This is a genomic window from Methylocystis silviterrae (genome assembly GCF_013350005.1).
Taxonomy (GTDB): Bacteria; Pseudomonadota; Alphaproteobacteria; order Rhizobiales; family Beijerinckiaceae; genus Methylocystis; species Methylocystis silviterrae.
In genome coordinates, this window is the sequence record NZ_JABVWW010000009.1 from 42,850 (window position 1) to 66,573 (window position 23,724).

The window sequence follows — 23,724 nt, forward strand, 5'->3', positions numbered from 1 at the left end:
CCTAATCGACCTTATGTCCCGTTGTCTCCTATGAAACCGCTTCTTCCGTGCAGCGGCATTCAGCGCATGGGTCTTTGCACCATGCGTCGCGAATCAGCCTTTTGGCTGCTTTGATCGCGAGGGCAGGGTCACTTCGATGTAAATCGAGTTTGATATGGACCCGTAGGAAATCGGCCCAGCGAAATTCGGCGAAAGGCGCATGATCCTTCGGGCATCCGCAGTCCCGGCGCAGGCGGGCGATCATCCGCCGTCGGCGTTCCGCTGGCTTCAGCGTAACTTTCTTGGGGGACGCTTTGCTATGACGGGGCTTCTGACGCCCGTTTTTGAGCTTGTCTCATGGACCTTCACATTGCTGTTCTGGTTGGGAGGATCGCGCTATTTGAGCATCCGAAATCGGGATGTGAGAATCTCGGATATTGCGTTAGGCCAGCCGGCATGGCCTCGTCGTCTGACTCAGATTGATCGCGCCTATCACAACCAGTTTGAGCTTCCCCTCCTATTTTATGCGCTCGTGTGCCTCGTCATCGTAACCGGCGCGCAACCCGCGGGCTTCTTGACGCCGCTGCGGCGTCCAGGAGGGGCAATCGACACAGGCCGGAAGCCGCCAAGGCGGGACGATCTTGTGCCGGTCGATGGCGAACTCGGCAGCGCCGGAGGCGAGGCGCCGGGGAAGGGCGGGCGGAACCTAGATCACTTCTGTTTCCGTGTTGAACCCTTTGATGAGCCTGGCATCCGCAGACATCTTGACGCCAACGGCATCGAAGCCGGCCCGACCCGCTTCCGTTACGGCGCCGAAGGCGACGGACCCTCTATCTATGTCACGGACCCCGAGCGAAATGTTGTCGAACTCAAGGGTCCCCAAGGACGCTAACTGTTCGGGGACACATCGACGAGCACGGGGCGGCTTATGATTGCTGTGCTTGGCGGGCCGGCGGAGGTCGAGCGTGATTTAATCCGCACGCGTACCGGCGAAGGACGTGCCCGCGCTAAATTGCGCGGTCAGCATATGGGGCGACCGTCGAAAATGACGGCGGCGCTGAAGCAGAAAGCGCGGCGCCGAGGGAAAGATCGCGAATCCGTCGCCGATCTTGCGCGCTCCTATGGCGAAAGCCCCACTGCGATCTACCGAACAACGGCCTAAGGCGAGGTGGCTCGACGGAAATCGGATAGCGCGACAGTCATCTGGCGTATGAGTTTGGGCTTCGAATTATTTTAGGAAAGGCGAATGGAACAGCGTAAGCGGTTCACCCGCCGTCGACAAAAGATCGAGCTGTCACCGCCGCTCCTACCTCGAGCGGTGTCGGGTCCGACCAAAAGCGCAACGAAAACTTTTGCGCATCGACACGGTAGGGGCGATCCCAAAGAAACCGCATCTCAGTCATTTCCCGCAATAGAGGGAAGCCCAGCCCAAGGACCGGAAGGGATGCGAGCGGCAAGGCAAAAATACGTGGTGCACGCTCGAGCGCCTGGGCGCCAAGAGTTAGAATTTCACGCGGCGTGCGCGTGGGCGCGCAGGGGAGGTGCCAAGCGTGGCCGTAAGCGTCGTCCGGCGCGTCGAGCAGTGTGACGACCCCACGCGCGACGTCGGGAACATAAGCAAAATCATGCTGCGCATCTGGCGGCGACAGCAACAAGGCGCGCTTGCTTTTGGCGATTGCGCCGAAGGCGTTCGCGCCCAAATGAGATAAGGTGACGCCGGGTCCATAAAAATCTGAGGTGCGTAGAGCCGTCGCCCGGATTCGTCCAGCTTCCGCCGCCGCCATCCAGATACGGGTCGCCTCGACGCGAACGGCCGGCTTCACGCCAAAAGGAACAAGGGGCATGTCCTCCCGCAAGGGCGCGTTTTGCGGACCATACATGTAAAGATTATCGACAAACACCATGCGGGCGCGCGTCGCCTCGCAGGCGCTAACAAAATTCATCATTGCGCGTGGCCAGGCGACGCGCCAGACGTCGCCTGCATAGGGAAATCCGACCGCTACCACGATTTGCTGCGCACACTCAGTTGTCCGACGGACAGCCTCAGCGTCCAGGACGTCGCAAGCGATGAAACGCGCGCCTTGAGGTAAATCCTTTGGCGTGTGGCGTTGCGCGACGCGAACGGAGACGCCTTGCGCGAGAAGCCGCCGCGTCGTCTCCCGTCCGACCGGGCCGAAGCCGAAGACCGTAACATCAGTGCTCATCTGCCTCTGCTTCGAATCTCGTTAAATTTGTGAGCGGCCTCTCCAACCCTCATGCGGGCGAGGCCGCCTTGTGCGCATGAGCATATCGCGGCGCTTTGTATATAGAAAATGCATTGTTATGATATCGACTATGCATGAAACACATTTATCTGGCGTTGATCTCAATCTCTTGCCGCCGCTCAACGCCTTGCTGCGGCGGCGCAATGTCACGCGCGCCGCCGAAGACGTCGGGCTGAGCCAGCCGGCTATGAGTCGCGCGCTCGCGCGGTTGCGGGACCTGCTTGGCGACCCACTCCTCGTTCGCACGCGCGAAGGCTTCGTGTTGACTCCGAAGGCGCAAACGCTGGCGCCGCAGGTCGTCGCTGCGCTCGATGGTCTAAAGCCGGTATTTGCGCCGACGCCATTCGACCCCGCGAAAGAACGCCGAGTCTTGCGCGTCGCGGCGGCCGACGTTCAGTCGATTTTGCTCGGACCGCCAATCATGAGCCGTCTGTCGCGTGAGGCGCCGCTGGTCGATCTTCGCTTCGAACCTTATGGCGGCGACGTTCTTAGTCGATTGGAGAGCGGCGCGCTCGACCTCGCCTTCGCGTTGACGACCACGCCTCTCCCGCCAGGGGTCGTGAGCCAGACGGTCGCCTGCGACGAGCTTGCGCTCATTCTGCGCCGAGGCCATCGGGCGGCAAAGCGCCGGTGGAAACTCGAGGATTACAGTCGTTTCGATCATGTCGGCGTCGCGCTGCTCGGCGATGGCGCGTCCGAGATCGACGCCATGCTCGCGGCGTCAGGCGTGTCCCGCCGCATGGCCTTCATCGCCCCCCATTTTACGACCGCGCTCGCCTGCGTCGCGGCGACGGATATGGTGACGACTCTCTCGGCCACATTTGCGCGCCGCTTCGCGGATCACTTCGGACTTATTTTGCTGAAGCCTCCTTTCCAGAATATCTCACTGCCGATGACCCTTGTTTCCTCCCAGCTTCGGGCCATGGACCCTTTGGTAAAATGGTTCTGCGCGCTCGTGCGAGACGAGGCGAAGAAAGTTTATGAAGGAGAACTCCCCTCTCGAAAGCGGCAGAGAACGCTCCGTTAAACCGCCGGACCAGCTTCGATTCGGTCACGCCAAGTCAACGCCAAGACTGTCACGCCGTTGGCGGACGTCGTCTCCGGTCGCGTCCAGATCGCGGCACGGGGAGACGATTTCGCTGCGGAGTTCATCTGCGGCGCATTCGCAATGCGCGCGCCGCCGCTCAATCGGCGCTTCCGGCGGCGAGTGCCTCAAGGAATTTCATGCCGCTCGTCGCGATATCGCGCCGAACACGTCATCATGTCATGGCGCGACAGCGGAGCCCAAGCGCCTGCCTTTCCATTTGACGGGCGATTCACTTGAACGGGCTCTCGACGCCTGGCGGCAATGCGACGTGGAAACCCTGGTTGATCGCCGAAAACATCTGATAAAAACCGGACAGGACGACGAGTTCGATAAACCCTTCGACGCCAAACACCTTGATGGCTTCGTCCTGAACGTTCTGCGGAATATTTCGCCAGGACAATGTCGACGCCAACACCGCGGCGACAAGATCATAGGGCGACGAAGCGACGGAGCTTAAGTCTTCGCCTTTCTCCAGGGCGCTGATCAGCGAGGATGGAACGCCTGCCGCTTCGGCGTGCTGAACATGATCAGCCCATTCGAAGGCGGCGCCGGTCCGGCGTGCGACGAACAGCACAACGAACTGATAGATCTCGCGGGGCAGATGGCCCTGGAACTTTAAATAATAGCCGAGGTCCTCGATCTTTTCGCAAAGCTGCGGATGGTTCATCAGGGCGGCGTAAGGACCGCCGAAGCCTGCGCCTTGCGCCTTCCGCCGTTCGACCATGCGGTCATAGCGGGCACGATCCGCCGGCGACAGCGTTGAAGGATCAAAAGGCAACTGAGCCATCGGCGCTTCCCCTTGTCACTCGTGGTAGGAATAGGCGGCAATGGCCTCGGCCCAGTCCTTCACCGGGGTCGTGAAGGCCTTGTCGGCTTTGACGTCGATGAGGCATGGGCCTTCTCCCTGCAACGCTCTCTCGAATGCGCCGGCAAGATCGTCCGGAGAGCGCACGGTTTCGGCGCGAGAGCCCAAGGCCCGCGCAAAACCTGCCCAGTCGTGATCCGGCAATCGCGTCATTTCGTCGGGCGTTGGACCGAGTCCATGCGCGCGCAACCAGACATTGCCGAGCGCGGCATTGTTGATGACGACGTAGATCACCGGCAGCTGGTAGCGCGCCGCGGTGGCGATTTCCATGCCGCCCATGCGCATGCATCCATCGCCCGTGACGACCGCCACGCGGCGGCGCGGCTGTGCGCATTGCACGCCGATCGCAGCGCCGATCGCCCAGCCCATCGGCCCGAGATTTGTGGCGGATACATAGGTTTTGGGTTCGTAAGCTTCCCAGTAATGACCGGCGAAGGCTCGATGGGCGCCGGAATCCACCACCAGAATGCCGTCGCGCGGGAACGCCTTTCTCAGCTCGCTGACGACGCGCGCCGGATGAATCGGAACCGCGTCGCTCTCGCAGTTTTCCGGGTCCTGCAGGCGCGGCTGGGAGCGGATCTGCGACATCCAAGCCGCGCGCGCGGAGAGCGTCGGCTCGAGAGCCGCGCGCAATCTGTCGCTCTGGTCGAGCAGATAGCGAAGATAGGCGCCGCAGCTGCCAACGATCCCGCCGTCCTGGACATGCGTCCCGATCGCGGAGGGCAGCAAGTTCACGCAGATCGTCCTATTGGGTTTGACTTGGAGCGCCCAATGCATCGTGTCGCGCTCGTTCAGTCCCGACCCCAAGATGATCAGGAGATCGAGCGAGGGGTCCATCAATGCCGCGCGGGAATGGTGCGTCCCCGCATAGCCGAAAACGCCGAGCGAAAGCGGATGGTCCTCTGGGAAGACGCCCTTTCCGCGCAGTGTCGTCGCGACGGGAATACGCCAAGTCTCGGCGAATTCCTTCAACGCATTGGCGGCTTTCGAGTGCTCGACGCCAGCGCCGGCCAGTATGGCGATCTTGACGGGCGGCTTGCCGCCGGCGCCGCCATAAAAATGCTGCAGCGACGACTCGGCGGCCGCCATCGAGAGCGCGTTGTAATTGATCAAGGCCGGATCAATCGGCGTATGGCTGACGGAAAGCTCTGCGGCCAGGCAGTCGCCTGGCAAGGAGAGATGTACGGGCGCAGCGGGACGGGTACGAAGCTGTAGCAGGGCGTGCTCAAGCAGATGCGGCATATTCTTCGGATTGTCGATCGAAGAGGAATAGCGGGTCAGCGGCTTCATGATCGCGACGTCGTCGAGCGTCTGGGGGCTTGCGTCCTGAAATACGCCCAAGCCCTCGAGGACGGTCGCCACTTCGCCGCTCATCAGAAGTAGCGGCGAGCCGTCGGACTGCGCGGTTGCCACCGCGGTGACCGTATTGGTGAGGCCGGGGCCGCCGATGCAAAGCGCGGCGCCAAAATTTCCGCTCGCCCGCGCGTAGCCGTCCGCCATATAGGCGGCGCCGCCTTCTTGCGCGGCGACGATCGGCGTCAGCGCTTCCTGTCGTCCGAAAGCAGGCAGAAAAGGATCGACGAGGCCGCCGGGCACCATGAACACATGGTCGAGTCCTTCGCGCGCCAGCGCTTCGAGGATAAAATCGACCCCTAGGTGCATTCCCAGCTCCCATTCACGATTGACGCGCCAGGCGCGTATCGAAAAAGCGCAATTGCCAGCACTTCATATAGTCGAGCGCAAGCTAGAGGATCAATGGACGATTTTGACCGCCACAGGCGCAGCGGAAGCAAGCGGCGTCTCGCGGCGCATCGCGAACTCGGCCGTCGTCGCCTGAGTGAATCCGTGCGACCAAGTTCCTATTTATGCTGTCGGCGCTACTCCAAGGGCCGCGCCGACGCGCTTTTCATATCTTCGGCTAGATGACCAAGGATCTGATCGTTCCCGCCGCGGAGGGCCTCTACTGCCCTCCTGGAAAATTCCACATCGACCCCTGGCGCCCGGCGGCTCTGGCGGTGATTACGCACGGCCATTCTGATCACGCGCGATGGGGCAGCGGCGCCTATCTCTGTCACGAGGATTGCGCGCCGATCCTGCGCAGACGACTCGGCGACGTTCGCATCGAGACGCTGCGTTATGGCGAGAGCCGAAACATCGGCGAGGTGCGGCTCTCGCTGCATCCCGCCGGCCATGTCATCGGCTCGGCGCAGGTGCGCATCGAGCGCGGGGGCGAGGTCTGGGTCGCCTCCGGCGACTACAAGCTCGAAGCGGACGGCGTCAGTGCGCCTTTTGAGCCCGTCCAGTGCGATGTCTTCATCACCGAATCGACCTTCGGTCTGCCGATCTATCGCTGGCGCCCGCAAGCCGAAGTGATGGGCGACATCAATTCATGGTGGGCGGAAAATGCGCGCGCGGGACGCGCCAGCGTCATGCAAGCCTACGGGCTCGGCAAAGCGCAGCGCCTGCTCAGACATCTTGACGCCAATATCGGCCCGATCGTCTGCCACGGCGCGATCGAACCGCTCAATCAGATTCATCGCGATCTCGGCATCTCGCTGCCGCCGACGCTCAACGTCGGCGCGCTCGACAAGGCGGGGCTTTCGCGCTGCTTTGCGCTGGCGCCGTCCCACGCCGTGCAAAGCGGGTGGATTCGACGCTTTGGCGATCATTCAGACGCCTTCGCCAGCGGATGGATGCGGCTGCGCGGCAATCGGCGACGCCGCGGCGTCGATCAAGGCTTCGCGCTTTCCGATCATGCCGACTGGCCGGGTCTGTTGCAGGCGATCGCCGGAACCGGCGCAGAGCGTATCCTTGTCACGCATGGAAGCGGGGAGGCGCTTTCGCGCTATCTGCGCGAAAAAGGATATGACGCGCGGCCGATGGCGACCGAATATGGCGACGAAGAGGGCGAGGCGGAGCCGAACGCCGAGGCCGACACAGACGGCGCATGAAGACCTTCGCCACGCTCTACCGGCGCATCGACGCCGCGACGTCGACGCAGCACAAGAGACAGGCGCTGATCGACTATCTGCGCCTTGCGGTCGGCGATCCGGAGCAATATGCCAGCGCCGCCTGGACGGTCTATTTTCTCGCCGGCGGCAAGCCGCGCCAGATGATCTCGACCAAGCTCCTGCGCCAGTTCGCCTTGGAGGCGACCGAGCTGCCCGAGTGGCTCCTTGACGAGTGCTATCACAGCGTCGGCGACCTTGCAGAGACTCTGGCGCTTCTGCTGCCGCCGCCGACCCGCGTGGAAGACGCGCCGCTCGATCTTTGGATGAACGAACGGCTACTGCCCTTGCGCGAGCGCGATGACGCAGCGCGGCTCGCGGCGCTACGCGACTGGCTCGACGCCATGCCGTCCGACGACCGCTTGCCATTCTTCAAGCTCGTCACCGGCGAATTGCGCATCGGCGTCTCGAAGCTGCAAATGACCCAAGCGATCGCCCAGGCGACGGAGCTTGACGCCAAGCTCGTCGCGCAGCGGATGATGGGCTACACGCAGGCAAACCGCACGCCTCAGGCGCAAGATTTTATCGCGCTCGTCGCGCCGGCCGAAGCGGGCGAAGACGGGCGGCCTCTGCGCGGCCAGCCTTATCCGTTCTTTCTCGCGCACCCGCTTCAGACGCCGCTTTCGGCTTTTCCAGAACTGCTCGGCCCAGTCGACGACTGGCTCGTTGAATGGAAATTCGATGGTATACGCGCGCAGTTCATCCATCGCGCCGGAGAGTGGTGGCTGTGGTCGCGCGGCGAGGAGCTTGTCAGCGACAGTTTTCCGGAGCTTGCCGCGCTCGTCGATTTTCTCCCCGACGATATTGTCCTCGACGGCGAGCTTATCGTCGTCGCGCCCCGTTCGGACGCGCGTTCCGCTGTGGACGATCTTAGCGACCTGCGCTCCTTTTCCGAACTGCAGCAGCGTCTCGGACGCAAGCTTCTCACGCCCAAAATGCTGCGCGACAGGCCGGTGGCGCTGATCGCTTATGATCTGCTCGAGAAAGACGGCCACGATCTGCGCGAAAAGCCGCAGCGGGAGCGACGTGCGCTTCTCGAAGAGGTCGTGTCGCGCGCGCATTCCTGCGCGATGCAGGTCGGCGCCGATTTACCCCTGCGGCTCAGCCCGGCGCTGACGCAACCCGATTGGGAGTCCTTTGCAAGACAGCGCGAAGAGGCGCGGGCGCGCGGCGCTGAAGGCATGATGCTGAAGGCGATGAACGCGCCTTATGGCGTCGGACGCCAGAAGAGCGGCGCCGATCTCTGGTGGAAATGGAAACTCGATCCGATGAGCGTCGACGCCGTGCTGATCTACGCTGCGCGGGGCCATGGGCGCCGTTCGGGCGTTTACAGCGACTACACATTCGGGGTGTGGAGCGGCCCGCCGGAGCAGACGGACCGCACGCTGCTGCCCTTCGCCAAGGCCTATTCCGGGCTTTCGGACGAGGAGATGCGCAAGGTCGACGCGATGATCAGAAGGACGACGATCGAGAATTTCGGGCCGGTGCGCAGCGTGCGCCCGACGATGGTTTTCGAACTCGGCTTCGAGGGAATCGGCGCCAGCAACCGCCACAAAAGCGGCATCGCGGTTCGCTTTCCCCGCATGTTGCGCTGGCGACAGGATAAGCCCGTGGAGGACGCCGACACGATCGAGGCGCTACACGCGCTATTGCCCGGCGGCGGCGCATGATCGGACGACGCGCCAAATAGTCCGCCGTGAAGACCTTACTCACGGAGCGCGGCTGGGAGCCGTTTCGCTTCCAGCGGGACGTTTGGCGCGAAATGGCGAAGGGACGCTCAAATTGGGATCTGCCTGACGCCCGGGTTCCGCTACGGGTGGAACCCAGCTAACTCTTGGCGTCGATCGCGCGCAGTTCTCCCGATGGAAGCGTATCGGCTTCGTCTTTGAGGTCGACGCCGGTCAGCTGGCGTCGGCGCGCCTCATGGCAAAGATAAACCAGCTTGCGCGCGGCGTCGGCATAGGGAAGGCCCTGCGGGCGGATATTCGAGAGGCAGTTACGCTCGGCGTCGGTGCGGCCGACGCGCGGCGCAAATGTGAGATAGACGCCCATGCTGTCGGGCGAGGAAAGGCCCGGTCGTTCGCCGATGAAAACCGCCACAAGCCTTGCCCCAAGCGTTTCGCCAATATCGTCGCCGAGGGCCACGCGCCCCTGTTCGGCGAGAACGATCGGCGCGATTTTCCACGATGTTCGATCGAGAGATTGCAGCGCTCTTTCGAGCACTGGAATTGCATGCCGGGCGATTGCGCGGGCGGATAGTCCTTCGGCGATGACAAATGAAAGGTCGTAATCGCCCGCGAGGGCTTTGAGATGCTGGCGGGAATCGTCGTCGAGTTTTCGGCCAAGGTCGGGACGCAGCAGAAAGCTTCGCCGATCGCGGGCGGCACTCTTCACGCGGACGGCCGTCAGCCCGCGCGAGGTCAACTCGTCGAAGAGCCGGTCGGCGTCGAGTCGCTCTTCCACCGCATCCCGCGCTTCGGCATGCGCCAGCTGGAAATCGAGAGTAGCGCGCGTCGTCAGCGCTGCTCCGGCGCGTGGCAGGAAAATTCTTGCCGGCGTCGCCGAACGCAGCATCGACATCTTATCAAGAGGCGTCGGGCGATCGTCGGCCATCCTCAGGCTCTTTCGAGAAGCGGCGCAAAGGATGCAGGCAGCGCCGGCGCCTGCAATTCGCCACGCGCGTCCGTCAAACCGACATCCGCGAGCCATTGCGCAAACTCCGGAGCGGGCGCCAGATTCAGCATACGCCGAACGGCAAGCACGTCATGATAGGAGGTGCTTTGATAATTCAGCATCACGTCGTCCGCGCCAGGGACACCCATGACGTAATTAACGCCGGCGACCGCGAGCAGCGTCAGTAGATCATCCATATCGTTCTGGTCGGCTTCGGCATGGTTCGTGTAACATACGTCGCAGCCCATCGGCAGTCCGAGCAGCTTGCCGCAGAAATGGTCTTCGAGCGCCGCCCGCGTGATCTGCTTGCCGTCGAAGAGATATTCGGGGCCGATAAACCCGACGACCGTATTGATCAGCAGAGGATCGAACATCCGCGCGACGCCATAGGCGCGGGCTTCCAGCGTCTGCTGATCGCAATTCCAGTGGGCATTGGCCGAAAGCGCGCTGCCCTGGCCGGTTTCGAAATACATGACATTGTCGCCGATCGTTCCGCGCCTGAGCGCAAGCGCGGCCTCGTGGGACTCGCGCAATAGGGCGAGGTCGATCCCGAAGCTTGAATTGGCGGCCTGCGTGCCCCCGATCGACTGAAACACCAGATCGACGGGCGCATGTCGCTCCATCAGCTGCAGCGTCGTCGTGACATGCGCGAGCACGCAGGATTGCGTCGGAATGTTCAGCGTCTCGCGCAGTTCATCGAGAAGGCTTAGGAGTTCGTAGCACTGTTCCGGACTGTCGGACGCCGGATTGACGCCGATGACCGCATCGCCATTGCCCAGCAGAAGTCCGTCGATGGCGCTTGCGAGGACGCCGCGAGCATCATCGGTCGGATGGTTGGGCTGAATGCGTGATGACAGCCGTCCGCGCAGGCCGAGCGTGTTACGAAATTTCGTGACGACGCGCCGCTTGGCGGCGATCAGGATCAGGTCCTGGTTGCGGCAGATCTTCGAGACCGCTGCGGCCATTTCGGGGGTGATCCCAAAGGTCAAGGCGGCAAGCGCGTCCTCATCGACGGCGTCGGAGAGAAGCCAGTCGCGAAATTCTCCGACGGTCAGCGAGGCGATCGGCGCAAAGGCGTTTCGGTCGTGGCCGTCGAGGATCAGTCGCGTGACCTCGTCCTCTTCGTAGGGAACGAGCGCTTCGTTCAAAAACACGCTCAAGGGCAGATCGGCGAGGGCCATCTGCGCAGCGACGCGTTCCGCGGCGCTCATTGCCGCAATTCCGGCGAGGCAGTCGCCGGAACGCAATGGGGTCGCCTTCGCCATCAGCGTTTTAAGGTCTGGGAACCTGTAGCTCGTTCCACGTATCGTCGTCGCATACATGGCCAGACCTCGAAAGACCTTCTCACAGGCTATGGCGCCCCAGCGGACATGTCACTGCCCGCTCTTAGGGTTTTCCCCAAGGCCCCGCGTAGCCCATGGCCTTTGCGCGCCAGCCGCATATATTAGCTCAGTCAGAGTTTGTTTTATTGCCCCGCCGGAGCCGATGTCAGCCCATACCGCAGATCCCGAAGCCCTGATACGCGCGCTACCGCTCTGGCGCGGCCCGGTCGAGATCGCGCCGTTGCTCGGCGGCATCACCAACAAAAATTATATCGTCAAGGATGGCGATCGATCCGTCGTCGTTCGCCTTGGCGGCGACATTCCGGTTCATGGCGTCATGCGCTTTAACGAGTTGGCGGCGAGCAGGGCCGCGGGCGCCTCCGGCATATCGCCGAAAGTTCTGTATGCCGCGCCGATGGCGATGGCGCTCGAATATATCTCGGGCCGCACCTATGAGCCGGAAGACATGCGGGCGAACCGCAGACGCTGCGTCGATCTCATCAAGCGCGTTCATCGTGAGGTTGCGCTGCATTTGCGCGGGCCGACCCTGGCGTTCAACGTCTTCCATATCATTCGCGACTACGCCCATACGCTCGCCGAGGACAAAAGCCGGATGTCGGCGAAATTGCCGCGCTTGCTTGCCGCGAGCGAGATTTTGGAAAAGGCGACGGGCGCGATCGACCTTGTCTTCGGCCATAATGATCTCCTTGCCGCGAATTTCATCGACGACGGGCGTCGGCTTTGGCTCGTCGACTGGGACTATGCCGGATGGAATACGCCGCTGTTCGATCTTGGCGGACTCTCGTCGAATAATGGCTTTGACGCCACGGACGACGACGCGATGCTCGAGGAATATTTCGAGGCGGCGCCGACCGATGCATTGCGGCGCCGCTTCAAGGCGATGCTTTGCGCCTCGCTGTTGCGCGAAGCGTTGTGGAGCCTTGTCTCGGAGAGTCGGTCCACGATTGATTTCGATTACGTCGCTTACTCAGAACAAAATCTGACGCGCTTCGATGACGCCTGGGCGGCGTTCCAGCAGATGGAAAGAGCATGACGGATCTCCCGCGAAGCGCCCAGATCGTCGTCGTCGGCGGCGGCATCGTTGGCTGCTCCGTCGCTTACCACCTCGCCAAGCGCGGCGTGGAGACGCTGCTGCTTGAACGCCATCAACTGTCCTCGGGTTCGACCTGGCATGCGGCGGGACTGATCGGTCAGTTGCGGACCAACGCCAATATCACCAAGCTCCTCGGTTATTCGGTGGAGCTCTACGATCGGCTCGAAGCAGAGACAGGCTATGCGACGGGCTGGCGACGCAATGGCGGTCTTCGTCTCGCCTGCAACGCCGACCGATGGATCGAAGTCAAGCGGCAGGCGACGTCCGCGAGGAGCTTCGGTCTGGAGATGCAGCTCCTGAGCGCCAAGGAGGCGCAGGCGCTCTGGCCGCTGATGAATGTCGATGACGTCATCGGCGCGGCTTTCCTGCCGACGGACGGACAAGCGAATCCTTCTGACATCACCCAGGCGCTGGCTAAGGGAGCGCGGCTTGCGGGCGCAAAGCTTGTCGAGGGCGTCGCCGTCACGGACTTCATCATCGAGAACGATTGCGTGCGCGGCGTCGTCACGAATCGCGGCGCCATCGCCTGCGAGAAGCTCGTGCTCTGCGCCGGCCTCTGGACCCAGCCGCTCGCGGCGCGCGCCGGCGTCACCGTTCCGCTCTCGGCGGTGCAACACCAATATCTCGTGACCGAAAAGATCAACGGCGTAACGAGCGATCTGCCGACTCTGCGCGATCCGGATCGGCTCACCTATTACAAGGAGGAGGTCGGCGGCCTCGTTATGGGCGGCTATGAGCCAAATCCCGTGCCTTGGTCATCCGGCACCGTGCCCGAGGATTTCGCCTTTCGGCTTCTCCAAGACGATTGGGATCATTTCGAGCCGATCATGGATCTCGCGCTCGGCCGCGTGCCGGCGCTCGCCGAGGCCGGCGTCAAGCAGATGATCAACGGCCTCGAAAGCTTCACGCCCGACGGCAATTGGATGATCGGCGAAGCGCCGGAGGTGCGCAATTTCTTCGTCGGCGCCGGCTTCAACGCCTTCGGCATCGCGTCGGCGGGCGGCGCCGGCATGGCGCTGGCGGAATGGGCGGCGGACGGCGAACAGCCGTTCGATCTTTGGCCGGTCGACATCCGTCGCTTCGGCGCGCCACACAGGGATCCGTCCTGGGTGCGCGTGCGGACGCTCGAAGCCTATGCGCGTCACTACAGCATCGCCTGGCCCTTCGAAGAATTTACGTCGGGCCGGCCGCTGCGGCGCTCGCCGCTCTACGACCGCCTCAAGGCGAAGGGCGCGTGCTTCGGCGAAAAAATGGGTTTCGAACGGCCCAATTGGTTCGCGGATGTGAGCGTGGGCGAAGCGCCGCGCGATCGCTATTCATTCGGCAGGCCGGGCTGGTTCGATGCGGTCGGACGAGAGCATCGCGCATGCCGGGAGGCGGCGGCGCTTTTCGATCAGACAAGCTTCGCCAAGGCGCTCATTGTCGGCAAAGACGCCGAAGCGGCGCTGTCCTGGATCGCCGCCAACACTGTCGCCAAGCCGCCGGGCGCGGTCACCTATACGCAGTTGTTGAACCGCAAGGGCGGGATTGAATGCGACCTGACGATCACGCGATTGTCGATGGACCGCTTCTATGTCGTGACGGGGACGGCCTTCGGCACGCACGACTTCGACTGGATCAGGCGATCGATTCCCGAGGGCATGGACGCGCAAGTGATCGACGTCACCTCGGCGAATTCGGTGCTCGCATTGATGGGTCCGCGCGCGAGAGAGATTCTGCAATCGTGCTGCGACTATGATCTTTCGAATGTCGCCTTTCCTTTCATGAGCGCCCGTGAAATTCGCTTGGCGGGCGCGCCGGTGCTGGCGATCCGCGTCACTTATGTGGGCGAACTCGGCTGGGAGCTTCACATCCCTGTCGATTTCGCTGTCTCGGTCTATGACGCGCTCATCGAGGCGGGCGCGCCGTTTTGCCTTGTCGACGCGGGCTATCGAGCGATCGAATCTCTGCGTCTGGAGAAGGGCTACCGCGCGTGGGGCTCGGATATCGGTCCGGATCACACGCCGCCGATGGCGGGTCTCGGCTGGGCCGTCAAGATGAAGTTCGGCGCGCCTTTTCAGGGAAGAGACGCGCTCATTGAAGTCGGCGCGAATCCGTTGCCGCGTCTTCTCGCCGGATTCGTCGTCGACGATCCTGAGATCGCGCTGCTCGGGCGTGAAACGATCTATCGCAACGGCCTGCGCGTCGGTTGGCTGTCGAGCGGCGGCTACGGCTATTCGATCGGCAAGGCGATCGGCTACGGCTATGTTCGAAATTCCGAGGGGGTCGATCCGGCTTTTGTGCTCTCTGGCGAATATCAACTCGAAATCGCCGGCGAGCGCCGGCCGGCGACCGTCTCTCTTTCGCCGTTCTATGATCCGAAAGGCGAACGCCTACGCGCTTAGCCGCTTCGCCTACGCTTCAAGTGAATGGCCGACGTCGGCGGCGCCATGGAGAGTGCGCGGCGCGTGAAATTTCGAGATCGCTTCCTCGACGGCGTCGAGCGCGAGATCGAGATCCTCTTGAGAAATGACGAAGGGCGGCGCCAAGCGCACGACCGTGTGATGCGTCGCGGTTGTCAGCACGCCTTTGGCGAGCAGGCCCTCGCAGATTTCCCGCGCGCTCGCGTAGCGCGGATCGATCTCGACGCCTGCCCAGAGGCCGCGCCCGCGAACTTCGCTGATCGCTGGGGCGCGCATCGCGTGCAGCCGTTGCAGCATTCTCGCGCCAAGCGCTTGGCTGCGTTCGACCAGCCGTTCGTCGCGAATGACATGCAGCGCCTCTAAACCAACGGCGGCGGCGAGAGCGTTGCCGCCGAAAGTCGATCCGTGCGAGCCGGGCGTGAAGACATCCATCACCTCGCGTTTCGCTACAAAAGCGGAGACGGGCAGAACGCCGCCGCCGAGCGCCTTTCCCAGCATCACGCCGTCGGGAAGGACATTCTCATGCTCAAAGGCGAACCAGGCGCCGCTGCGCCCCAAACCCGATTGAATTTCGTCCAGCAGCAGCAAAACGCCGCGTTCGTCGCACAGTCGGCGCAACCCCGTGAGCCAGCCGTCCGGCGGCACGATGATCCCCGCCTCGCCTTGGATAGGCTCGACGAGAATGGCGGCGGTCTGCGGGGTGATGGCGGCTTCGAAGGCGGAGAGATCGCCAAACGGCGCGGCGCGAAAGCCTGGCATGAACGGACCAAACCCGTCTCGATACTCGCGTTCCGAGGAGAAGCTGATGATCGTGGTGGTGCGGCCATGGAAGTTGCCTGCGGCGACGATAATCTCGGGATTGGCAACGCCCTTCACGCGATTGGCCCAGCGGCGCGCCGCTTTAATCGCCGTCTCAACCGCCTCCGCGCCGGTGTTCATCGGCAGAGCGACGTCGAGTCCTGTCAGGGTGCAGAGCTCCTCGAGAAAGGGCGCGAGCCGGTCATTGTAAAAGGCGCGGGACGGCACCGCGAGCCGTTGCGCCTGCTCAGCGAGCTTTGCAAGGATTCGGGGATGCGCGTGACCGAGGCTGACAGCAGAATAGGCGCTCATCATGTCGATGTAGCGCCGGCCTTCCACATCCCACAGATACGCGCCCTGTCCCCGCGTGAGTACGACGGGCAGCGGGTCGTAGTTTCTGGCGACGTGGGGGTTCCTGAACTCCGAGTTGTCCATATCCGAGAGCTTTTGGCGCGCATTCGCTTTGGATAAATGCGTGCGAATGTTCAATGTGCTGACTACATTACATGGGCACATGCAGGGCGCGGCGCCAGCCGCGCAGCCGCCGCGGACATCGGGAGGTGAAATGGAGGCGCGCGCTTTGGATCCAGGCGTCGCCGCGGAAGCCGCGGCCCTCCTGCGCAAGATGGGGGTCAATTCAGAGTCCTTCGAGCGAGGCTCGGTGACAGCCCGTTCGCCGATTACTGGCGAGATCATTGCACGCGTCGAGAGCGCGGATTCGGCGGCCGTGCATGGCGCCATTGCTAGAGCGGCGCATGCCTTTCGCATCTGGCGCAACGTCCCGGCGCCCCGCCGAGGCGAGTTCGTGCGCTTGCTCGGTGAAGAGCTGAGAGCGGTCAAGACCGAGCTGGGGCGTCTTGTCACGATCGAGGCCGGCAAAATCACGACGGAGGGTCTCGGCGAAGTTCAGGAGATGATCGACATCTGCGACTTTGCCGTGGGCCTCTCGCGTCAGCTCCACGGCTTGACCATCGCCACCGAGCGCCGCGGCCATCGGATGATGGAAACCTGGCGCCCGCTCGGCGTCGTCGGAATCATCACCAGTTTCAACTTTCCGGTCGCCGTCTGGGCCTGGAACGCGGCGCTCGCGCTGGTCTGCGGAAATACGCTGGTCTGGAAGCCCTCTGAAAAGACTCCGCTTGTGGCGCTGGCGACCCAAGCGCTATTCGAGCGCGCCGCGGCGCGTTTCGGCGATGCGCCGGACGGGCTTTCAACCGTGCTTGTCGGCGGGCGCGACGTCGGTGAAACGCTTGTCGAAGACGCGCGGGTTCAACTCGTTTCCGCGACGGGTTCGACGGCGATGGGGCGCGCCATCGCGCCGCGCCTCGCGGGTCGTTTCGCGAAGTCTATTCTGGAACTCGGCGGCAACAACGCCGCCGTCGTTTGCGCCTCTGCGCCGCTTGATTTGGCCGTTCGCGCAATTGCGTTCGCGGCCATGGGCACGGCGGGCCAGCGATGCACGACGCTGCGGCGGCTGATCGTTCATGAAGACGTTTATGACGAACTTCTCGGTCGCTTGCGGCGCGCCTACACATCAGTCTCGGTCGGCGATCCCCGAGACGGCGCCGCGCTTGTCGGCCCGCTCATCGATCAGAACGCCTATGCGGCGATGCGCGCCGCGCTCGAAGATGCGCGCGCGGCAGGTGGCGTCATCCTCGGCGGAGAGCGCGTGCTGACGGAGACATTCCCCGACGCGTTCTACGTCCGCCCGGCGCTCGTCGAAATGCCGGGGCAGACGGAGGTCGTTCGGCGGGAGACATTCGCGCCCATCCTTTATGTGATGAGGTTCCGCAGCCTCGACGAAGCGATAGCACTCAATAACGATGTCGCACATGGTCTTGCGTCATCGATCTTTACCGCGCGCCTGGACGAAGCCGAGCGCTTCATGGCCGCCGACGGATCGGACTGCGGCATCGTCAATGTGAACATCGGACCTTCCGGCGCCGAAATCGGCGGAGCCTTCGGCGGCGAGAAGGACACGGGCGGCGGCCGCGAAGCGGGCTCTGACTGTTGGAAATTCTATATGCGCCGGGCCACCAACACGATTAACTATTCAGGCGAACTGCCGCTGGCGCAGGGCGTCAAATTTGATCTTAGCGCATGACGCTACGCTCATGATTTCCGCCGCTTGTGGATTACATACCCGAGGGTAGCGAAGGTCACAAAAGATGAATGACGCTTCCGCTGATTCGATTCGGACAATGTTCGCATCGGCGATCTCGGACATGTATCAGGCCGAAGCGCCGCAGTATCGCACGATGCAGGCGCTCGTCGCCGACGTAAACCGGCAGACGCTCGCCGACGAGCCGCAACTCAAGCGGCGCCTGGCGGAAAACAATGAGCTTGAGCGACTCGACGTTGAGCGCCATGGCGCGATTCGCGTCGGAACCGCCGAGGAACTGTCGATGCTGCGCCGGCTCTTTGCGATCATGGGAATGGCTCCCGTCGGCTATTACGATCTGTCGATCGCCGGAATTCCAGTGCATTCGACGGCATTCCGTCCGATCGGCGAGAACGCATTGCGCGCTAATCCCTTTCGCATCTTCACTTCCCTTCTCAGGCTGGATCTCATCGCCGACGCGCAGGCGCGTGAGATCGCCGCCAAGGTTCTGGCGCAGCGCGACATTTTTACGCCGCGCTGCCGAGCGCTGATCGATCTCTTCGAAAGACGTGGGTTTGACGACGGAGAGGTGCGAGAATTTGTCCGGGAGGCGGCGAAGATTTTTCGCTGGAACCGGCAGGCGACGGTCTCATCGGCGGTCTATCGGACGCTCCATGCGACGCATCCGCTGCTCGCCGACGTCGTCTGTTTCAAAGGACCGCACATCAATCATCTTACCGTGCACGCGCTCGATATCGATGCCGCGCACAGCGCCATGGCGGCGCGCGGGATGACTCCGAAAGCGATTGTCGAGGGGCCCCCGCGTCGCCGCTGCCCGATCCTGTTGCGCCAGACGAGCTTCAAGGCGCGCCCCGAGCCCGTCGAATTCATCGAGGAAGACGGCCGGCGCGTGACGGGCGCCCATGCCGCGCGCTTCGGCGAGATCGAGCAGAGAGGCGCGGCGCTGACCGCCAAGGGGCGCGCGCTCTACGACAGGCTTCTCGCTGAAGCTCAGGCTGCGGTTCCGCTCGCGACAGACGGCGCCAATGCGCGCGTCTTTAACGAGGAGCTGGCGCGGCGCTTCGCGGCGTTTCCCGATGATTACGAAGCGCTGCGAAGGGAGAAGCTCGCCTTCTTCCGCTATTCGGCCGTTCCGCGCGCGCGTGCGGGGCAGTCTTCGTCTCCCGTTTCATTGGATGATCTCCTGCGCTCCGGCGTTCTGCGCGCCGAACCGATCACTTACGAGGATTTCCTGCCGGTGAGCGCCGCTGGCATTTTTCGCTCGAATCTTGGTGAGCGGGGTGAAGAGGAATTGACCGAGCGCGCGGACCGACGCGCCTTCGAGGCCGCGATCGGTGCGCCGGTTTTGGATGAACTCGCGCTCTATGAGGAAGCGGAGACGCGCTCCTTAGGGGACAGCCTGCAGGCGCTTGGCGTCGATCGCGCCGGTTCTGTGCAATTGGCAAAAACGGGCGCCGCGCATATTGGCGCGGCGGAAAGCAGCCATAACTGAGGAGTAGGGCGCTCGACGCATGGGCGGAGGCGCCGCGGTATTGGAAGGCGCATGCGACGCATCCTGGTTACGGGCGCCCTCGGCCAGATCGGCGCCGAACTGACGCCGGCCCTGCGAAAGCGATATGGCGCGGCGCGCGTCATCGCTTCAGACCTCGCAGAGGCGCGGCCATCTGACGATCCTTATGAACGCCTCGACTGCACGCAGGCGGAAGCGGTCGCCGATCTGATGCGCCGGCGTGACATCGACGTCGTCTACCACCTCGCAGCGCTGCTCTCGGCTGTCGCCGAGGACAGGCCGCAAGACGCCTGGAGCGTCAATATGAGCGGGCTCTACAATGTGCTGGAGGCGGCCCGCCGCTTCGGTTGCCAGGTGTTTTTCCCAAGCTCGATTGCGGCGTTCGGCCCGTCGACGCCACGCCGTCGCACGCCGCAGATCACGATCCAGCGGCCAACGACCATCTACGGCGTCACCAAAGTCGCGGGCGAATTGCTCTGCGACTATTACGCGACGCGCTTTGGCGTCGATGCGCGCGGATTGCGCCTGCCGGGTCTCGTTTCTTCCGCGGCGCCGCCGGGCGGCGGCACGACCGACTACGCCGTCGAAATGTTTCGCGCCGCTGCTCGGCGCAAGCGCTATTCCTGCTTCCTTGCTGCAGAGACCCGTCTCGACATGATGTATATGCCGGACGCGACGCGCGCGATCATGGACCTCATGGAGGCTGATCCCGAGCGCCTGAGGTTTCGCAACGCGTATAACGTCACCGGCATGAGCGTTACGCCGGGCGAGATCGCCGCGGAAATTCGCAAACACGCGCCCTCCTTCGCCGTGGACTACCGCATCGACCCGTTACGCCAAGCGATCGCCGACTCCTGGCCGCAGTCGCTTGACGCCAACGCGGCGCGCGAAGATTGGGGGTTTGCGCCGCGCTTCGATCTCGCCGCCATGACGCGGGAAATGCTCGCGCGTCTTGGCGCGGCGACAGATCCATTTGACGATCCGAATTCTGACGAGGTCCCCAATGCCAATGCAGGGTTTGGCTAAGGCGCTCGCCGCGCAGCTCGGCGAACTTTCGCAGGCAGGGCTGCTCAAGGGCGCGGAAAGCGTGCTCTGTGGCGTCATTGCACCGCGTGACGGCCACGGTCCGCGCCTTCTCATCGAAGGCGAAGGCGACAAGCCGTTCCTGCGCATGAACGCCAACAATTATCTTGGCATGTCGCTGCGCGAAGAGGTGATTGACGCCGAAGATGCGGCGGCGACGAACTATGGCGCCGGGCCCGGCGCGGTGCGCTTTATCAGCGGCACCTGGTCGCCTCATGTCGCCTTGGAGCGTCGGCTCGCCGCCTTTCATTCGCGGCCGTCGGCGATCATCTTTTCGTCGGCCTATGCGGCGATCATGGGCCTCATTCCGCAGATCGTCAGCAAGAAGACCGCAGTCATCAGCGACGAACTCAACCACAATTGCATCATCAACGCGATCTCACTTGCGGCGCCTGCGGAGAAGCGGATCTACAAACATCTCGATATGGGCGAACTCGAGCGATGTCTCGACGAGACCGCGAGGTCATGCACCCGCGCCATCATCGTGACCGACGGCGTGTTCAGCATGCGCGGCGATCACGCGCCGCTCGACCGCATCATGACGCTGGCGCGCAGCCGCGATAACGCCTTCGTGGAGGGCGCGATCGTCGTCGTCGACGATTCACATGGCGTTGGCGCGCTCGGCGCAACTGGGCGCGGCGCGGAGGAATATACGCGGTCAGCTCCGGTCGACATTCTCGTGGCGACGCTCGGCAAGGCCTTCGGCGTCAATGGCGGCTATGTCGTCGGCGATGAAATTCTCATCCGCTACCTGCGCGAGCGCTCGCCCTTCTACGTTTACTCCAATCCCATCACGCCGGCGGAAGCCGCCGCCGCGCATAAGGCCATCGACATCCTGGACAGTCCGGACGGCCTGTCGTTGCTGGAGCATCTGCGCGCCATGACCGCACGCTTCAAGGCGGGGCTCGTCAGGCTTGGCTTCGAGACGCTGCCCGGCGAGCATCCGGTCGCGCCGCTCGTGACCCGCGACAGCGCCCGCACCGTAGCGCTTGTCGAGCATCTGCGGCGGCGAGGCGTTCTGGTTACGGGGCTGACCTATCCGGTCGTGCCGAGGGGCGACGAGGAGATCCGCTTTCAGATCAGCGCGGATCACACGGCCGCCGACATCGATGCGGCGTTGGCGGCGCTGGCGGAAATGGCGGAGGCGAATGTTCCGCTGGCGCGGGCGAAGCAGCTTTAGCGCGCTATTTACCGTGGCGGCGCCGCCTGATTTTCGAGCGCGGCGACAGCCGAGGAAGCATCCATGGACAGTGCGCGTTACCACAAGGCGAGCATCGGAAACCGCTTGCTTCAGCCGGAAACGCTCATGCTGGGCTACGGCTACGATCCGACGCTGTCGGAAGGCGCGGTTAAGCCGCCGGTATTTCTAACGTCGACCTTCGTGTTTCGAACGGCCGAAGAGGGGCGCGACTTCTTCGACTATATGGCCGGCCGTCGTGCGCCGCCGGAAGGCGAAGAATCCGGACTGGTCTATTCACGGTTCAACCATCCCAATCTCGAGATCGTCGAGGACCGCTTGGCGATCTACGAGCACGCCGAATGCGGTCTCGTCTTTTCCTCGGGCATGTCGGCGATCGTCACCACGATACTTGCCTTCGCGCGCCCAGGAGAAACGATCCTGCGCAGCCGCCCGCTCTATGGCGGCACGGAAGTTCTCATCGACAAGACGCTGGCGCCGTTCGGATTGACCGGCGTCGGCTTCACCAACGGGCTCGACGAAGACAATATCCGCGCCGCGGCCGCGCGCGCGATGGACGTCGGACGCATCGCGATGATCTTCATCGAGACGCCGTCCAATCCGATGAACAGCCTGGTTGATATCGCGCTGGTGCGACGTATCGCCGAAGACATCGCGGAAAAACAGGGCTCGAGGCCGGTCATTTGCTGCGACAACACGCTGCTCGGCCCTGTTTTCCAATCGCCGCTTCGGCATGGCGCCGATTTGTCGCTCTATTCGCTGACGAAATATGTCGGCGGGCACAGCGATCTCATCGGCGGCGCGGTCGTCGGATCCTGCGCGCATCTGAAGACCATTCGCGCGATGCGCAGCGCCATCGGCACGCAGCTTGACGCGCATTCCTGCTGGATGCTTGGCCGCTCGCTCGAGACATTGTCTTTGCGCATGAACCGGGCGGCGGAGAACGCGGCGATCGTCGCGGATTTTCTCGCCGGTCATCCCAAGGTGGCCCGCGTTCACTATCCGCCGCTGCTGCCGGCTGATCATCCCGAAAGGTTGTTGATGGCGCGCCAGTCGAGTTCCGCCGGCTCGACCTTTTCTTTCGAGGTCGTGGGCGGACAAGCCGAAGCCTTCGCCTTCCTCAACCGGCTGCAGATCTTCAAGCTCGCCGTCAGCCTCGGCGGCACCGAATCGTTGATATGTCATCCGACGACCACCGTGCATTCCGGGCTCACCGAAGAGGCCCGCCGCGAAATCGGCATTACGCCTTCGCTGGTTCGCGCATCGATCGGCATCGAACATCCGGACGATCTGATCGCCGATCTGGCGCAGGCGTTCGATTGATTAACCTTCGTCGTAGCGTTCGCTGCCGCAAGCTGGGCGCTAAGCCCTGTTAATCGGGCGCCGCAGACATATCTATTCCCGAGAGACCTTTGTGGCCATAAATCGAGCTGAGACTGGACAATGAGAGTAACGAAGGAAGTGCGAGACGACCGAACCGTTCTGAGCATCCAGGAGGATCGCATCGATGCGCACAACTCGGGCGAGCTCAAGGACTTGGTGCTAAAGACGCTCGAAGGCGGCGCACAAAACGTCGTTATCGATTTGGCGAGAGTTCAATTCATCGACAGCTCAGGGCTGGGGGCGCTGCTCTCAGGCTACAAGAATGCGAGTTTGCGCTCGATCGGGTTCGCTTTGGCGGGTTTGCAGCCGCGTGTCAGGTCGATGTTCGAACTGACGCGACTGCACCGTGTTTTCGATATCTATCCAAGCTTGCAGCTGGCGCTGAGCGCGTGAGTCCGCGAATGGGGTGGGCGGGAATCGAGATGTGCGAGACAGTCGTCAATCTGGACATCGTCGTTCCCAATCAGACACGTTATCTGCGTTTCGTTGGCGCAATCGCCGAGCAGCTTGCGAAAGAGCTGGACGTTCCGGAGGACACACGCGACACTCTCGCTTTTCACCTCAATCTTGCGCTAACCGAGGCCGTCGCCAACGCCATTCAGTATAGCTCCGCGGCAAATTCGCCTGACTCCGTTCGGATCTCTTTTTCGGTGGAGGACGCCAATCTTTCCGTCCGGGTTTTCGATCACGGCGAAGGTTTCGACCTTGCTGCTCTGCCGACGCCCGAGATCGACGAACTTCGCGAACGCGGCCGCGGCATATTCTTCATTCGCTCTGTGATGGACTCTGTTCAATATCACAAGACGGAGTCGGGCAATGTTCTCGAAATGCGCAAGAAGATCGCCTAGCTAATGGTTGCCCGTGCTTCGCTCTCCGGACACATTGACGTCTGAGACGCCCCGCGTTGCGGACTGGG

At 62.9% G+C, this 23,724-nt stretch carries 21 protein-coding genes; 14 read left to right on the plus strand and 7 right to left on the minus strand.

What is annotated here, in order from left to right; translation table 11 throughout:
• Nucleotides 1-28: 28 nt before the first annotated feature.
• The gene (locus HUN39_RS11465; RefSeq protein WP_232366059.1) at nt 29-271 is read right to left on the minus strand and encodes a ParB-like protein; all 243 of its coding nucleotides are present in this window, start codon (nt 269-271) and stop codon (nt 29-31) included.
• Here HUN39_RS11465 and HUN39_RS19275 point away from each other — a divergent pair.
• Together HUN39_RS19275 and HUN39_RS11480 are read left to right on the plus strand one after the other, a co-directional pair.
• Nucleotides 200-871, plus strand: a complete 672-nt coding sequence (locus tag HUN39_RS19275) for an MAPEG family protein (protein ID WP_232366053.1) — start codon at nt 200-202, stop codon at nt 869-871. The genes HUN39_RS11465 and HUN39_RS19275 overlap by 72 nt on opposite strands.
• Nucleotides 872-1,141: a recombinase family protein gene (locus HUN39_RS11480; protein ID WP_408631404.1), complete on the plus strand. Its 270-nt coding sequence runs from the start codon at nt 872-874 to the stop codon at nt 1,139-1,141.
• A gap of 103 nt (nt 1,142-1,244) precedes the next feature.
• Here the strand turns inward: HUN39_RS11480 and HUN39_RS11485 are convergent, their stop codons facing one another.
• Complete coding sequence (locus HUN39_RS11485; protein WP_175094644.1) at nt 1,245-2,183, minus strand: NAD-dependent epimerase/dehydratase family protein; 939 nt, start codon at nt 2,181-2,183, stop codon at nt 1,245-1,247.
• Nucleotides 2,184-2,313: 130 nt separating this feature from the next.
• Here HUN39_RS11485 and HUN39_RS11490 point away from each other — a divergent pair, with 130 nt between their 5' ends.
• Nucleotides 2,314-3,270: a LysR family transcriptional regulator gene (locus HUN39_RS11490; RefSeq protein ID WP_175094645.1), complete on the plus strand. Its 957-nt coding sequence runs from the start codon at nt 2,314-2,316 to the stop codon at nt 3,268-3,270.
• Nucleotides 3,271-3,559: 289 nt separating this feature from the next.
• Here the strand turns inward: HUN39_RS11490 and HUN39_RS11495 are convergent, their stop codons facing one another.
• Complete coding sequence (locus tag HUN39_RS11495) at nt 3,560-4,117, minus strand: carboxymuconolactone decarboxylase family protein (RefSeq protein WP_175094646.1); 558 nt, start codon at nt 4,115-4,117, stop codon at nt 3,560-3,562.
• A 15-nt stretch (nt 4,118-4,132) separates the two neighbouring features.
• On the minus strand, nt 4,133-5,857 hold the full coding sequence (locus tag HUN39_RS11500) for a thiamine pyrophosphate-binding protein (protein ID WP_175094647.1): 1,725 nt from the start codon (nt 5,855-5,857) through the stop codon (nt 4,133-4,135).
• 260 nt (nt 5,858-6,117) lie between these two features.
• Here HUN39_RS11500 and HUN39_RS11505 point away from each other — a divergent pair, with 260 nt between their 5' ends.
• Both HUN39_RS11505 and HUN39_RS11510 read left to right on the plus strand, forming a co-directional pair.
• Nucleotides 6,118-7,146, plus strand: coding sequence for a ligase-associated DNA damage response exonuclease (locus HUN39_RS11505; RefSeq protein WP_175094648.1), 1,029 nt, complete (start codon nt 6,118-6,120; stop codon nt 7,144-7,146).
• Nucleotides 7,143-8,873 (plus strand): ATP-dependent DNA ligase, encoded by a 1,731-nt coding sequence (locus HUN39_RS11510; protein ID WP_175094649.1) that lies wholly within the window; start codon nt 7,143-7,145, stop codon nt 8,871-8,873. Before HUN39_RS11505 ends, HUN39_RS11510 begins: the two co-directional genes overlap by 4 nt.
• Before the next feature lie 157 nt (nt 8,874-9,030).
• Here HUN39_RS11510 and eutC read toward each other — a convergent pair whose 3' ends face one another.
• Complete coding sequence (gene eutC, locus HUN39_RS11515; protein WP_175094650.1) at nt 9,031-9,816, minus strand: ethanolamine ammonia-lyase subunit EutC; 786 nt, start codon at nt 9,814-9,816, stop codon at nt 9,031-9,033.
• 2 nt (nt 9,817-9,818) lie between these two features.
• Nucleotides 9,819-11,198 (minus strand): ethanolamine ammonia-lyase subunit EutB, encoded by a 1,380-nt coding sequence (locus tag HUN39_RS11520; protein ID WP_175094651.1) that lies wholly within the window; start codon nt 11,196-11,198, stop codon nt 9,819-9,821.
• Nucleotides 11,199-11,361: 163 nt separating this feature from the next.
• Here HUN39_RS11520 and HUN39_RS11525 point away from each other — a divergent pair, with 163 nt between their 5' ends.
• Together HUN39_RS11525 and HUN39_RS11530 are read left to right on the plus strand one after the other, a co-directional pair.
• Complete coding sequence (locus tag HUN39_RS11525; RefSeq protein WP_175094652.1) at nt 11,362-12,252, plus strand: choline kinase family protein; 891 nt, start codon at nt 11,362-11,364, stop codon at nt 12,250-12,252.
• Nucleotides 12,249-14,696: a GcvT family protein gene (locus tag HUN39_RS11530; protein ID WP_175094653.1), complete on the plus strand. Its 2,448-nt coding sequence runs from the start codon at nt 12,249-12,251 to the stop codon at nt 14,694-14,696. The genes HUN39_RS11525 and HUN39_RS11530 overlap by 4 nt, the downstream gene beginning before the upstream one ends.
• 9 nt (nt 14,697-14,705) lie before the next feature.
• Here HUN39_RS11530 and rocD read toward each other — a convergent pair whose 3' ends face one another.
• Nucleotides 14,706-15,947: an ornithine--oxo-acid transaminase gene (rocD, locus tag HUN39_RS11535; protein WP_175094654.1), complete on the minus strand. Its 1,242-nt coding sequence runs from the start codon at nt 15,945-15,947 to the stop codon at nt 14,706-14,708.
• Between the two features lie 130 nt (nt 15,948-16,077).
• On the opposite strand from rocD, the gene amaB reads away from it, so the two are divergent.
• From amaB to HUN39_RS11570, 7 genes are all read left to right on the plus strand, one after another.
• Complete coding sequence (gene amaB, locus HUN39_RS11540; protein WP_175094691.1) at nt 16,078-17,616, plus strand: L-piperidine-6-carboxylate dehydrogenase; 1,539 nt, start codon at nt 16,078-16,080, stop codon at nt 17,614-17,616.
• Nucleotides 17,617-17,680: 64 nt separating this feature from the next.
• Complete coding sequence (gene hglS / locus HUN39_RS11545; RefSeq protein WP_175094655.1) at nt 17,681-19,126, plus strand: 2-oxoadipate dioxygenase/decarboxylase HglS; 1,446 nt, start codon at nt 17,681-17,683, stop codon at nt 19,124-19,126.
• A gap of 51 nt (nt 19,127-19,177) precedes the next feature.
• Nucleotides 19,178-20,170 carry an NAD-dependent epimerase/dehydratase family protein gene (locus tag HUN39_RS11550; protein WP_175094656.1) on the plus strand — a complete coding sequence of 331 codons (993 nt, stop codon included), beginning with the start codon at nt 19,178-19,180 and terminating at the stop codon, nt 20,168-20,170.
• Nucleotides 20,148-21,407 (plus strand): aminotransferase class I/II-fold pyridoxal phosphate-dependent enzyme, encoded by a 1,260-nt coding sequence (locus HUN39_RS11555; RefSeq protein WP_232366054.1) that lies wholly within the window; start codon nt 20,148-20,150, stop codon nt 21,405-21,407. The genes HUN39_RS11550 and HUN39_RS11555 overlap by 23 nt, the downstream gene beginning before the upstream one ends.
• A 63-nt stretch (nt 21,408-21,470) precedes the next feature.
• Nucleotides 21,471-22,748, plus strand: a complete 1,278-nt coding sequence (locus tag HUN39_RS11560) for a cystathionine gamma-synthase family protein (RefSeq protein WP_175094657.1) — start codon at nt 21,471-21,473, stop codon at nt 22,746-22,748.
• 120 nt (nt 22,749-22,868) lie between these two features.
• Nucleotides 22,869-23,201, plus strand: coding sequence for an STAS domain-containing protein (locus HUN39_RS11565; protein WP_175094658.1), 333 nt, complete (start codon nt 22,869-22,871; stop codon nt 23,199-23,201).
• Between the two features lie 29 nt (nt 23,202-23,230).
• Nucleotides 23,231-23,656 (plus strand): ATP-binding protein, encoded by a 426-nt coding sequence (locus HUN39_RS11570; RefSeq protein WP_175094659.1) that lies wholly within the window; start codon nt 23,231-23,233, stop codon nt 23,654-23,656.
• Nucleotides 23,657-23,724: the final 68 nt, after the last annotated feature.

Excerpts from the sequence above, each read along its gene's own strand:
- HUN39_RS11495 (WP_175094646.1), bottom strand. The coding sequence starts at position 4,117 with ATGGCTCAGTTGCCTTTTGATCCTTCAACGCTGTCGCCGGCGGATCGT.
- HUN39_RS11530 (WP_175094653.1), top strand. The coding sequence starts at position 12,249 with ATGACGGATCTCCCGCGAAGCGCCCAGATCGTCGTCGTCGGCGGCGGC.
- HUN39_RS11505 (WP_175094648.1), top strand. The coding sequence starts at position 6,118 with ATGACCAAGGATCTGATCGTTCCCGCCGCGGAGGGCCTCTACTGCCCT.
- amaB (WP_175094691.1), top strand. The coding sequence starts at position 16,078 with ATGGAGGCGCGCGCTTTGGATCCAGGCGTCGCCGCGGAAGCCGCGGCC.
- HUN39_RS11555 (WP_232366054.1), top strand. The coding sequence starts at position 20,148 with ATGCCAATGCAGGGTTTGGCTAAGGCGCTCGCCGCGCAGCTCGGCGAA.
- HUN39_RS11525 (WP_175094652.1), top strand. The coding sequence starts at position 11,362 with ATGTCAGCCCATACCGCAGATCCCGAAGCCCTGATACGCGCGCTACCG.
- rocD (WP_175094654.1), bottom strand. The coding sequence starts at position 15,947 with ATGGACAACTCGGAGTTCAGGAACCCCCACGTCGCCAGAAACTACGAC.
- HUN39_RS11570 (WP_175094659.1), top strand. The coding sequence starts at position 23,231 with ATGTGCGAGACAGTCGTCAATCTGGACATCGTCGTTCCCAATCAGACA.
- HUN39_RS11560 (WP_175094657.1), top strand. The coding sequence starts at position 21,471 with ATGGACAGTGCGCGTTACCACAAGGCGAGCATCGGAAACCGCTTGCTT.
- HUN39_RS11520 (WP_175094651.1), bottom strand. The coding sequence starts at position 11,198 with ATGTATGCGACGACGATACGTGGAACGAGCTACAGGTTCCCAGACCTT.
- hglS (WP_175094655.1), top strand. The coding sequence starts at position 17,681 with ATGAATGACGCTTCCGCTGATTCGATTCGGACAATGTTCGCATCGGCG.
- HUN39_RS11510 (WP_175094649.1), top strand. The coding sequence starts at position 7,143 with ATGAAGACCTTCGCCACGCTCTACCGGCGCATCGACGCCGCGACGTCG.
- HUN39_RS11500 (WP_175094647.1), bottom strand. The coding sequence starts at position 5,857 with ATGCACCTAGGGGTCGATTTTATCCTCGAAGCGCTGGCGCGCGAAGGA.
- eutC (WP_175094650.1), bottom strand. The coding sequence starts at position 9,816 with ATGGCCGACGATCGCCCGACGCCTCTTGATAAGATGTCGATGCTGCGT.
- HUN39_RS11485 (WP_175094644.1), bottom strand. The coding sequence starts at position 2,183 with ATGAGCACTGATGTTACGGTCTTCGGCTTCGGCCCGGTCGGACGGGAG.
- HUN39_RS11565 (WP_175094658.1), top strand. The coding sequence starts at position 22,869 with ATGAGAGTAACGAAGGAAGTGCGAGACGACCGAACCGTTCTGAGCATC.
- HUN39_RS11550 (WP_175094656.1), top strand. The coding sequence starts at position 19,178 with ATGCGACGCATCCTGGTTACGGGCGCCCTCGGCCAGATCGGCGCCGAA.
- HUN39_RS11490 (WP_175094645.1), top strand. The coding sequence starts at position 2,314 with ATGCATGAAACACATTTATCTGGCGTTGATCTCAATCTCTTGCCGCCG.
- HUN39_RS19275 (WP_232366053.1), top strand. The coding sequence starts at position 200 with ATGATCCTTCGGGCATCCGCAGTCCCGGCGCAGGCGGGCGATCATCCG.